Source organism: Bartonella sp. TS82HLJMH (assembly GCF_042193495.1).
Classification (GTDB): Bacteria; Pseudomonadota; Alphaproteobacteria; order Rhizobiales; family Rhizobiaceae; genus Bartonella; species Bartonella grahamii.
In genome coordinates this window covers 1-12,346 of the sequence record NZ_JBHILU010000015.1, presented here as the reverse complement: position 1 = coordinate 12,346, position 12,346 = coordinate 1, and the positions used below count along the sequence as shown (strand labels likewise).

Genomic DNA, 12,346 nt, shown 5'->3' with positions numbered 1-12,346 from the left:
TTGTTGGCTTCTTACTCTTTCATGGAGCATAAAGATGGTAAGGGATTGTATAGATCATTTATGGGTTATTTTAAGAGAGAAAACCGTATTTGAACAGAGAGGTATTTTAATTTTTTATTAGAGGGTTTTTATTATCCTGCTCGCAACAGGCGTGTAGCATCATCGTGTCCGAAAAGATAAAGTAGCAACCGTAAAGCTTGTCCTTGCTGAGAAGAAAGATGAGGATCGCGTTGTAAAAATAAACGAGCATCTTTTCTTGCCATTGACAAAAGATCACTATGAACTGCAAGGTTTGCTATATGAAATTCAGGGACTCCGGATTGTTTTGTACCTAAAAGCTCTCCTTCGCCTCGCAGGCGCCAATCTTCTTCAGCGATTTCAAAACCATCTTCTGTATTGCGGATAATATTAAGACGTGTTGCTGCTGTTTTAGTCAGTGGATCTTTATAGAGCAAAATGCAGGAAGATTTTTTATCGCCTCGTCCTACACGTCCACGCAATTGGTGCAGTTGTGAAAGGCCAAAATGTTCCGCGTGTTCTATGATAATGATTGAAGCATCTGGAATATCTACTCCCACTTCAATGACGGTGGTTGCAACTAAAATACGTGTATTTCCACATTTAAAAGATGCCATAGCGGCTTCTTTTTCTGCTGTAGACATTTTTCCGTGGATCATACCAACGTGTGCTCCAAAGCGTTCATGGAGAAATGCAAAGCGGTTTTCAATTGAAGTGAGATCAAGAGTTGTCGATTCCTCCACTAAAGGACAAATCCAATAGAGCTTTTCTCCTTTTTCTAATGCAATTGCGATTCGCTCTATAAGCTCATGAAGACGTTTCAAAGAAAGCATTGCTGTTGTAATGGGTTGTCGTCCCATTGGTTTTTCTGTAATTTTAGATACATCCATATCACCAAAAGCTGTTAAGACAAGTGTGCGCGGAATGGGCGTGGCGGTCATAACCAGCATATCAGGTTTATTGCCTTTTTCTGTAAGAGCGATACGTTGATGGACACCAAAACGGTGTTGTTCATCGATAATGGTTAAGGCAAGATTGTTATAAGTAATGCTGTTTTGTATGAGAGCATGGGTTCCGATGATAATAGACACTTGACCTGATTGAATATCATTCAAGATATTTGTTCGCAATTTCCCTTTTTCTCGTCCTGTTAAAAGAGTTGTTTGTAATCCGACCTTTTCGGCAAGAGGAGCAATGGTGGAAAAATGTTGCCTGGCAAGCACTTCGGTTGGTGCCATTAAAGCTGATTGTCCTGAATTTTCAGCAATTTGTGCCATTGCCATCAATGCAACAACAGTTTTTCCTGCGCCTACATCACCTTGAAGCAGTCTTAGCATCGGTTCTGGCGAAGCAAGATCATTCGCGATATCTTCTACTGCTTTTTTTTGTCCGGTTGTGAGTTGAAAGGGGAGGACATTAAGCAATTTTTTAGTATAAATTCCTGTTGATGGTCGAGAAGTGCCAACAAGAGATTTAGTTTTCAAACGCACGAGTCCTAGCGCCAATTGACAAGCGAGCAATTCATCATAGGCAAGACGTTTGCGTGCTGTACTTTCTAGGGATAGATCGTTGGGATTAATGGGCGCATGGATACGGCGTAAAGCAACAGAAAAAGAAGAAAAATTTTGCTGCTTTTTTACATTTTCATCTATCCATTCTGGGAGCAGAGGAATAAAATCAAGAGCGTTTTGTATGGCGCGTCTTAGTGTCTTTGCAGTTAGTCCTGCAGTAGAGGGATAGACAGGTTCGATGAGAGGAATCTGATTTGATTGTTCGCTTGGAGCAATATAGTCGGGATGCGCCATTGAAAATTGCCCATTAAACCATTCAATTTTTCCTGATACAGTGACTTTTTTTCCTTCAGGGAGTTGTTTTTTTAGCCAAAGAGGCTGAGCGTGAAAAAAGACTAAATTTATTTTTCCTGTTTGATCATGGGCAATAACACGATAGGGGATTTTGTTGTGACCACGAGGCGGTGGTTGATGTTGATCGATGATAATTTCGAGCGTAACAGTGTCTCCTTCTGTTACACAAGCAATGTTGGGACGCATTCTGCGGTCTATGACGGAATGAGGCATTAATTGAAGAAGATCAATAAGAGTTGCTTCGCGTTGTGTAGGATTAACATTTAAGAGTTTAGTCAGTAAACCATAGACTTTAGGTGTAATACCAGAAAGAGTTCGAATAGAATTAAAAAGAGGGGTAAGAAGACTTGGAGGCATGAGCAAATTTAACCTGCTCTTTTTGTTTTTTCTAGACCTTTAGAAGAGCTTTTTGGGGATAAAGTCATAAAGAGGAGGTTGCTTTACTTACACATTGAATTTTAGGAAGAAAAATTAATATTTAAAGCTAAATACAATAAAAGGGTGCTAAAATTAAAGTGCTTAGATGAAGTATATTGTTTTTCTTTTTATTTTAGCTGTTTATTTGCTGTGAATAGAAGCATTTTCTTGATAGAACTCTCTTATAAATATTAATAAAATTGGGATATTGCTCCTATGTAGGATGATGGATTTATAGCTTTAAAGTTATGATAAACAGAAGTTTTTTTCTTTTATAAGGGGTGCTGTTTGGCATTTATTTTGTAGTGGGAAATTGTGAGAGTGGTAAAAAATAAAAATAAAATACAAGAGAACAAAAATTCTCTTCCTCGCTTTATTCATTTGAGAGTGCATTCAGCTTATTCTTTACTCGAAGGGGCTTTAAAAATCCCCCAAATTATTCAACAGGCGATTTCAGATCATGCACCAGCGGTTGCTATTACCGATACCAATAATTTATTTGGTGCTTTGGAATTTTCACAGCATTGTCTTTCTCATGGGGTCCAACCTATTATTGGTTGTCAGCTTACTGTTGATTTTTGTGATGAAAATGATCATTCACGTTTGGCTAAATGGCGTAATCCTTCTGATTTTTGCTCTATTGTTCTGTTGGCTGCTAGTGAAACCGGTTATGCTCATTTGGTTCGTCTTGTAAGCCGTGCTTATCTTGATAAACGTGATACTGATCCTCCTCATATTAAAGCTAATTGGTTGTCGGCACACAGTGAAGGAATAATTGTTTTAACGGGAGGCAAGGGAGGACCTATTAATCTTTCTTTGGCAGAAGAGAAAAAAGAACATGCTGTTGAACGCTTAATTTATTTGAAAAAATCTTTTGCTGATCGTCTTTATGTGGAATTACAACGGCATGGCTCTTATGATCGGAGAGTAGAAGCTGATCTTATTAAATTGGCTTATGCGCATGAAATTCCTCTTGTTGCAACAAATGAAGCCTTTTTTCTGAAGAAAGAAGGGTATGAAGCGCATGATGCGCTGATGGCTGTTTCAGAAGGACAAATAGTCTCTAATCCAGATCGCAAACGTGTGACGCCAGATCATTATTTGAAGTCACAAGATGAAATGGTTACACTGTTTTCTGATCTTCCAGAAGCTTTAGAAAATAGTGTTGAAATTGCATTGCGTTGTCATATTGCCACGCCTCTTCGAAAACCGATATTGCCTCGTTTTATAGAACAATCTGCTAATTCAGAAAATACTTTGGAAGTAGAGGATAGTGAGTTGTTAAATCAGGCTAAAGCTGGTTTGAAAATGCGGCTTGAAACAATTGGATTGGCTGAAGGGTATACAATTGCAGATTATGAGCAGCGGCTTGATTATGAAGTTTCAGTTATTACGCGTATGCAATTTTCTGGATATTTTCTTATCGTTTCAGATTTCATAAAATGGGCAAAGGTTCATGATATTCCCGTTGGACCAGGACGGGGTTCTGGTGCTGGTTCACTTGTTGCTTATGCATTGACGATTACTGATGTTGATCCATTGCGGTTTTCTCTTCTCTTTGAGCGTTTTCTCAACCCAGATCGTGTTTCGATGCCAGATTTTGATATCGACTTTTGTCAGGAGCGGCGCGAAGAAGTTATTCAATATGTTCAAAAAAAATATGGACGTGATCAAGTTGCTCAAATTATTACTTTTGGTAAGTTACAGGCACGTGCAGTTTTGCGTGATGTGGGGCGTGTTTTAGAAGTTCCTTATCGTCAGGTGGATTATCTTACAAAATTAATTCCTGCCACGCCAGGAAGCCAGGTAGAATTGGCTGATGCTATTAAGGATGAACCTAAATTTGAAGAGGAAAAGAAAAAAGATCCCGTTGTTGGACGCGCATTAGATATAGCACTTCAGTTGGAGGGACTTTATCGTCATGCTTCGACTCATGCTGCTGGGATTGTTATTGGAGATCGTCCGCTTTGGGAGCTTGTCCCGATGTATCGTGATCCTCGTTCTGATATGCCTGTTACACAATTTAACATGAAATATGTTGAACAGGCAGGGCTGGTAAAATTTGATTTTCTTGGATTAAAAACGCTTACTGTTTTGAAAATGGCAGTCGATTTTGTTGCCAGAAAGGGGATCAAAATAGATTTATCAAATATCCCTCTGAATGATGAAGCAACCTATGCTATGATGGCACGTGGTGAAACGGTTGGCGTGTTTCAGGTGGAAAGTTCTGGTATGCGCAAGGCATTGATTGGAATGAAGCCAGACCGTATTGAAGATATTATTGCGCTGGTCGCACTTTATCGTCCAGGTCCAATGGAGAATATTCCAACTTATAATGCACGCAAACATGGGGAAGAGGAAATTGCTTCTATTCATCCTAAAATAGATCATCTGATCAAAGAAACACAAGGTGTTATTGTCTATCAAGAACAGGTAATGCAGATTGCTCAGGTGCTTGCTGGCTATTCGCTTGGAGAAGCCGATTTATTACGTCGTGCTATGGGAAAAAAAATTCATGCTGAAATGCAAAAACAGCGTACGCGTTTTGTCAATGGAGCTGTTGCTGGTGGTGTTGATAAAGATCAAGCTGATATTATTTTCGACCTTTTAGCAAAATTTGCCGATTATGGTTTTAATAAATCGCACGCTGCTGCTTATGCAATTGTTTCTTACCAAACAGCTTATATGAAAGCAAATTATCCCGTTGAGTTTTTAGCAGCTTCAATGACGTATGATATGACGAATACAGATAAACTTAATGATTTTCGGCGTGAAGCATTAAGGCTGGGTATTGAAGTTATTGCACCTTCTATACAAACATCTCATCGTGTTTTTGAGGTTGGTGATAACTGTATTTATTATTCTCTTGCTGCCATTAAAGGAGTGGGAGAAACTGTTGTGGATCATATTGTTGCTTGTCGTGGGGATAATATTTTTAAGGATCTGGAAGATTTTTGTGCGCGTGTTGATCCTCGTATTGTTAACAAGCGTGCGATGGAAAGTTTAGTTTGTGCTGGTGCTTTTGATTGTTTTAACATTGCACGTGAGGTTTTATTAGCCAATCTTGGAATTCTTCATGCGCGTGCACTTCGTATTCTCGATGACAATTCTAGCGGGCAGGTTGATATATTTGGAATGGCAGGCGGATTAAAAGAACCATTGATTTTATCGCAAACAACTCCTTGGTTGCCGGCTGAGAAACTCTATCGAGAATTTCAAGCTATAGGTTTTTACTTTTCTGCGCATCCATTGGAGGAGTATCAAGCAATTCTGGACAAAAAACGCATTCAGACTTGGGTTAATTTTGCCAATGCCGTTAAAGGAGGAGCAACGGCTGCACGACTTGCTGGAACTGTTGTGGCAAAAAACGTGCGTAAAACAAAATCTGGTAAAAAAATGGGAATTATTCATTTTTCTGATACAAGTGGACAATATGAAGCAGTTCTCTTTTCTGAGGCACTTGCGGATTATGAAGAGATGCTAGAACCTGGAAAATCTTTTATTATTACGGTGAGCGCAGAAAATCGTTCTGAAGGAGTTAGTTTGCGAATTGAAACAATTCAGTCGTTGGAAAAGGAATCATTAAAACAGCATAAAATGATGCGTCTTTTTATAAAAACAGTTGATATGCTTCCACAAATTGAACAAAATTTAAATCTTGGGGGGAATGGAGAGGTTGGGCTTATTTTAATTCAAGAGAATGGATTGCGAGAAGTCGAAATTGCGCTTCCTAAGCGATATAAGGTAAATCCACATGTCGCAAATGCTATGAAATTAATTCAGGGTGTTGTTGATGTAGAATTGAGTTAACAGAAAGATTAAAGATGGGAGCTAATTTTGAGTGGTGTTTTTGCTTTTAGGAGAGCTAAAAATTAAGCTTTTAAAATCGGATTTTAGGTTTTGGAAAATATGGCTTTTATTTGAGTAAACTATGATGGTTTTTTAGTGTTATAGAGTCAAAAAATCTCTTTCTTTCGTAATATTCAAAGTATTGAAAGGATTTTATAAGTTTTTATCATTATTTTTTATGGAATTCATCGCATCATACATGTAAAGCCAATTGAGATCTGACATAATGCTCTCTGGTGTACGAATTTTCATCATAAGATTGCGTGCAATTGCTATAGGACCGGTTGCGTGATAGGCTAATCTATTGAAATCTCCGCGTTTTTTTACCGCTGCAATACGGGGGGTGCGTGTTATTTCGTAAAGCGAAAGTGCTTTCGTTAATGAAAAATCTTTCAATGAAAGTGCTTCTGCTAATGTGGCAGCATCTTCAATTGCCATAGCGGCACCTTGTGCTGCAAAAGGTAAGACTGCATGTGCACAATCGCCAACAAATACTTGTCTCTCTAAGCCGATAAAACGATTTTGTTTCATTTGAAAGAGTGGCCAATAGCTCCATTCATCGATATGATCAAAGATTTGTAATATTTTTGAATTCCAACCTCTAAAAAGAGATTTTAGTTTTTCTTTATCTCCTTTATGAGCCCATCCTTCTTTTGAATTTTCTCCATGCGTAATGGCGACAAAATTAAAAATTTTTTCTGACGATTGAATGGGATAGACAACAAGATGATTTTTTGGTCCCATCCAAGCTGTAATTGTATTCATATTTTGCAACGAAGAACGAAATTTTTGAGGAAGATTATCAAATGTTGTTGTTGCACGCCAAGCAATAAAGCCACTAAAATTTGCTCTTTCATGAAAAGGAGATTGTTGCCGTAATGTTGACCAAACTCCATCACATCCGATCAGAAGGGGCGTTGAATGAAGCTGTTCTGTTGTTGTATCTGTTTTTATTGTTGTTATTTTAATGTTGGTTGCAGATTGGGTAGAAGATACAATCGTTTCGCCTGCTTTGTATTTGATCAAAGGATTTTCAATCACTGCATTATATAAAATTTTTTGTAAAGCCGCGCGGTGGATCGTCATATAAGGGGCTTTCCAATATTTTTCTGTTAGATTGATAAGATGAGCCTGTAGATGTATTTTTAAAGATAATCCATCTTTTAACTCAAGAAAATGCGGGATTGTCGCGACTTCAGTGAGTTTGTTAAGAAGTTCCCAGCGAGCAAGAATAGATGTTGCATTTGGTGTCAGTTGAATACCAGCGCCTATTGTTTCAAGTTGCTTACACTTTTCGATAATGGTGCTTGCAATTCCTTTGTGAGCGAGTGCTAAAGCGGTGCTTAAACCAGCAATTCCTCCTCCAATAATGAGGGGTGATCGGTCCACAAATGATTTCATATTAAACAAGCAGAATTAAAAGAGTAGTTATTAAGAAAGTCCAAAAACGCGATTATAATAGCTTTTCTGGATGATATAAACATCCTTTTGGGTTTGTTTGATCGTATGATAGCGAGGGAACATAACGATAAAGGGTTGAGCAATAAGGGCAAATTTTCTCAGTTGCTTCTCCCATGTCGATAAAGATATGAGGATGATCGAATGGTTGTGTAGCGCCTACACACATAAATTCTTTCACACCAATTTCGATTGTTTTATATCCAAGGTCATTTTGGAAATGGGGAATATTGTGATCAGCCATGGCGTACAAACTCCAGAATAAATTGTCTCATCAGCTATAATTGGGCTCTTTTATTTTATAGGCGTGAGTTTGTAATAAAGCTTATAATAATGCAAGCTGCTTTTTAAGACAAATTTCTCCTCCTTTTATGCTATATTAGAATAACTGTCGTGTTTTTAGCGCTTTGCGCATAGAAATAGTTCCAAGTATTTTTAAATATTAAATGAAAACACGATGAGAAAAGTTAGGCATTGATATATTATTATGATGATAACACATTATAAAATGTTATATGGGATATTTCGTCAAGGATTTTAGAAAATATAAAAGAAAATTATTTAGGATATATGGAACAGAGGGTGGTAGATAAAATTTCTATATCAAATATAACAATGAAAAATCCGGTACGGTTTATTAATCGAGAGTTTTCATGGCTACAATTTAATAATCGTGTTTTGATGGAAGCGGCTAATTCTAAACATCCTTTATTAGAACGTCTACAATTTCTTTCTATTTCAGCGGCAAATCTTGATGAGTTTTTTATGGTTCGTGTTGCAGGACTAGCAGCTCAAATTCGTGCTCGCGTTACAGCGTGCAGTGCAGATGGACACACTCCACAGGAACAACTTGATATTGTATTAGCTGAGATTTCAAAGTTGCAGGCTCACCAACTACGAGAATTGAATGTTTTACGTGATGAATTAAAAAAGAATGATATTGAAATTATTTGTTCTGATGATCTTTCAGAAATTGAAAAATCATGGCTTGAAAAATATTTTCTTGAGACAATTTTTCCTGTTTTAAAACCTTTGCCTGTTGATTCTACTCATCCTTTTCCATTTATTCCTAATTTAGGGCTTTCTATTGCTCTTCAATTGTCTGGAAAAACTGATCAGAACTCACACACAGTGCTGTTGTCTATTTCAATGCTTTTAAGGCGTTTTATTCTTCTTCCTCAAGAGGGCAGTCATTGTCGTTTTATTGCATCTGAAGATGTTATTTGCCTTTTTATTAAACATGTATTTCCTAATTATGAGGTTAAAGGAATTGGTACATTTAGAGTAATCCGAGATAGTGATATTGAAGTAGAAGAAGAAGCTGAGGATCTTGTTCATTTTTTTGAAACTGCTCTCAAAAGGCGGCGCCGTGGGCAGGTTATTCGAGTTGAATTTGACGCAAAAATGCCAGAGAGTTTACGCCAGTTTATAGCGAATAGTTTTGCTGTTCCTGATAATTGTATTAATGTTCTGGATGGATTTTTAGCGCTTAATATGATATCAGAAATTGTTTCTATTCCCCGTAATGATCTCAAATTTATTCCTTATATTCCCCGTGTTCCAAAATGTATTCGTGAACATAAAGGGGATTGTTTTGCGGCTATTCGTGAAAATGATATTGTGATTCATCACCCTTATGAGACATTTGATGTTGTTGTCCAATTTTTACGTCAAGCTGCTTGCGATCCTGATGTTATGGAAATCAAACAAACACTTTATCGTACATCAAATGATAGTCCAATTGTTGGCGCTTTGATTGAAGCAGCTGAACAGGGAAAGTCTGTGACTGCTTTGGTAGAACTTAAAGCGCGTTTTGATGAGGAAGCAAATATTCGTTGGGCACGGGATCTTGAATGTGCTGGGGTTCAAGTTATTTTTGGTTTTATTGCATTAAAAACGCATGCTAAGATGTCATTGGTTGTGAGACGTGAGGGAAAACGTCTTTGCTCTTATGTTCATCTTGGAACAGGAAATTATCATCCCATTAACGCTAAAACTTATACGGATCTTTCTTTTTTTTCCAAGGATGATGATATCGCTCATGATGTTGCGTTATTGTTCAATTATATTGCGCAATATGAGCGTCCGAATGAAACAATGAAGATTGCTTTTTCACCCTTAACATTGCGTGGTCGTATCTTAGAGCATATTGAGGGAGAAATTTCTCATGCACAACAGGGAAGGTTTGCTGCTATTTGGATGAAAGTTAATGCATTGGTTGATCCTGAAATTATTGATGCTTTATATCGTGCCAGTCAAGCAGGGGTGCAAATTGATTTGGTTGTGCGGGGGATATGTTGTTTACGTCCTCGTATTCTAGGAATTTCAGATAATATTCGTGTAAAATCAATAGTCGGGCGTTTTCTTGAACATAGTCGCATTTTTTGTTTTGGGAATGGTCAAGATTTGCCTAATGAAAATGCACTTGTTTACTTAGGCTCTGCTGATATGATGCCTCGTAATCTAGACTATCGTATTGAAATATTGGTTCCAGTTTTTAATAAAATAGTGCGTCAAAAAATTCTTTTACAAATTATGTTGGCTAATATCATTGATAATCAACAAAGCTTTGATATACTTAAGGATGGAACATCAAAACGTATCACACCGCAAGAAGGTGAGAGTCTGTTTAATGCGCAGGAGTATTTTATGGCTAATACAAGTTTTGCGGGGAGAAAAGAGTCCTTTGAATCTTCTGTTTCGCGCTTGATTGCGTTGCATCGGCAACAAGCCGAAATACATAAAGATTAAAATCCAATGACATATATAGATGCTCAAGGTCGGTTAAAAGGGCGTAAGCCTGTTGCTGTTATTGACATTGGCTCAAATTCTGTTCGGTTGGTTATTTATGAGGGGCTTGTTCGCTCACCAACGGTTTTGTTTAATGAAAAGATTCTTTGTGGTCTCGGTCATGGTGTGGCAAAAACAGGATTTTTAGAAGAAAAATCGATGAAAATGGCGTTGCAAACACTGAAACGGTTTCGTACGCTTTGTCGACAGATTGGGGCAGATGAGGTCTATACTTTAGCAACAGCAGCAGCACGAGATGCAAAGAATGGTGTAGCATTTATTCAGCATGCTGAAGATATTTTGCAAAGTAAAATATATCTTCTTTCAGGAAGTGAAGAAGCTATGTATTCAGCATATGGAGTTGTGTCTACTTTTTATCAACCAAAAGGTATTTCTGGGGATCTTGGTGGTGGAAGTCTTGAGCTGATTGATATTGATCATTCTGATGTTGGTGAAGGGATAACTCTCCCATTGGGTGGTTTAAGGCTACAGTATATGTCAAATAATGATAGTGCTGTAGCTACAAAAATTGTACATGAGCAACTTTATAAATCGTCTGTTGTTCGTACTCGTAAAGGTATAGCACGTTATTTTTATGCAGTGGGGGGGACATGGCGTAATTTGGCAAAACTCCATATGGCAATGAAACACTACCGGCTCCCTGTTATGCATGGCTATGAAGTTGATGCCGTTGAAATGGAGAACTTTTTACGTCTTGTAGCACGTGGCAATATTGATAATATGAGGGGGATTGCAGCGGTTTCTCAGAATCGTCGGAAACTTTTATCTTATGGGGCAATAGTTCTTATTGAACTCATTCAGTGTATGGAGTTTGAAAAGATAATTTTTTCTGGTGCTGGCGTTCGTGAAGGTTTTCTTTATTCACGATTGCCGCAGGCGCTTCGACTTTCAGATCCTCTCATTGCAGCATGCACAGAAATGGCTATTTTACGGGCACGTTCACCAAAACAAGCAGAAGAACTCATTGATTTTACGACGAATGCTTTTGAAGTTTTTGGAATTTCAGAAACTGAAAATGAAAGCCGTTATCGTCAAGCCGCTTGTCTCCTTGCGGATATTGGTTGGCGTATACATCCAGATTATCGAGGCAATGAAGCAGCAAATCAAATAGCTTTAGGATCTTATCCAGGAATTTCTCATGAAGGGCGCCTTTATGCGGCGCTTGCTGTTTTTTTTCGCAACACGAGTTTATTGGTTGATAAAGAATCTCTCCCCATTTTTCAATTAGCAACTCAAAATATAATTGAAAAAGCACGTATTCTTGGCGAAACTATGCGGATTGCTCATCTTTTTAGTGCTTCTGTTGCAGGTATTTTACCTCATCTATTGTGGCGTAAAAAAGCAGATCACATTATTTTGCAGATCCCAAAGAATTACGCTGGGTTATTAGGAGAACGTCCTCTTGGACGATTAAAAAAGTTATCAAAAATAATAAAAAAACCTCTTGCTTTTGAAATTTTTTGATTTTTTTCCTAATTTATTCGGATTTTATGTCTTATAATAGTGTCATTGACAATGGATAAACTAGGCAACCTAGCATCATGAGCTGGACAACGGGGGGATTGTTTCATAACGCTTATGTTATCCCCCACGCAAGGCATTTGTAATGTCCTGAGCATTCATAAAAAAAAACATAATTTTTTTATTCTGTTACTTGCGTCACAGGATGGAATTTGCACTTCATAAGCTTCGTGTGAAAATGAAAAGCCTTGTCCATCCTTACGTGACAAGGCTTTCTTTTTATGCCGCGTCGTTATAACGTTGCTGTTTTGCTTGCTCGATGACATTCAAAAGATCCGATTGTAACCAACGCGATAAAAAACCAAATTTTAAAGGTTTTGGGAGAGATCCATTGGTAACATGACGGCGGAATGTTGAGACACTCATATGAAGCAGTTTTGCACTTTCACGGTCTGTCAAAAGAATAT

General features: G+C 37.8%; 7 protein-coding genes. 3 read left to right on the top strand and 4 right to left on the bottom strand.

Annotated elements, in window-relative coordinates:
* Window positions 1-131 precede the first annotated feature (131 nt).
* The gene (recG, locus tag ACFIKO_RS07420; protein ID WP_375673638.1) at window positions 132-2,240 is read right to left on the bottom strand and encodes an ATP-dependent DNA helicase RecG; all 2,109 of its coding nucleotides are present in this window, start codon (window positions 2,238-2,240) and stop codon (window positions 132-134) included.
* Window positions 2,241-2,621: 381 nt separating this feature from the next.
* On the opposite strand from recG, the gene dnaE reads away from it, so the two are divergent.
* Complete coding sequence (dnaE, locus tag ACFIKO_RS07415; RefSeq protein WP_375619852.1) at window positions 2,622-6,110, top strand: DNA polymerase III subunit alpha; 3,489 nt, start codon at window positions 2,622-2,624, stop codon at window positions 6,108-6,110.
* A 192-nt stretch (window positions 6,111-6,302) separates the two neighbouring features.
* On the opposite strand, the gene ACFIKO_RS07410 is transcribed toward dnaE, so the two are convergent.
* The gene (locus tag ACFIKO_RS07410; protein ID WP_375619851.1) at window positions 6,303-7,550 is read right to left on the bottom strand and encodes an FAD-binding protein; all 1,248 of its coding nucleotides are present in this window, start codon (window positions 7,548-7,550) and stop codon (window positions 6,303-6,305) included.
* A 52-nt stretch (window positions 7,551-7,602) separates the two neighbouring features.
* Window positions 7,603-7,851, bottom strand: a complete 249-nt coding sequence (locus tag ACFIKO_RS07405) for a zinc-finger domain-containing protein (protein WP_375619850.1) — start codon at window positions 7,849-7,851, stop codon at window positions 7,603-7,605.
* Window positions 7,852-8,177: 326 nt separating this feature from the next.
* On the opposite strand from ACFIKO_RS07405, the gene ACFIKO_RS07400 reads away from it, so the two are divergent.
* Entirely contained in the window at window positions 8,178-10,358 is a 2,181-nt protein-coding gene (locus ACFIKO_RS07400) for an RNA degradosome polyphosphate kinase (protein ID WP_375673635.1), read from the top strand.
* Window positions 10,359-10,364: 6 nt separating this feature from the next.
* The gene (ppx, locus tag ACFIKO_RS07395) at window positions 10,365-11,882 is read left to right on the top strand and encodes an exopolyphosphatase (RefSeq protein WP_375619848.1); all 1,518 of its coding nucleotides are present in this window, start codon (window positions 10,365-10,367) and stop codon (window positions 11,880-11,882) included.
* A 276-nt stretch (window positions 11,883-12,158) separates the two neighbouring features.
* Here ppx and ACFIKO_RS07390 read toward each other — a convergent pair whose 3' ends face one another.
* Window positions 12,159-12,344 carry a helix-turn-helix transcriptional regulator gene (locus ACFIKO_RS07390; RefSeq protein ID WP_375673633.1) on the bottom strand — a complete coding sequence of 62 codons (186 nt, stop codon included), beginning with the start codon at window positions 12,342-12,344 and terminating at the stop codon, window positions 12,159-12,161.
* Window positions 12,345-12,346: the final 2 nt, after the last annotated feature.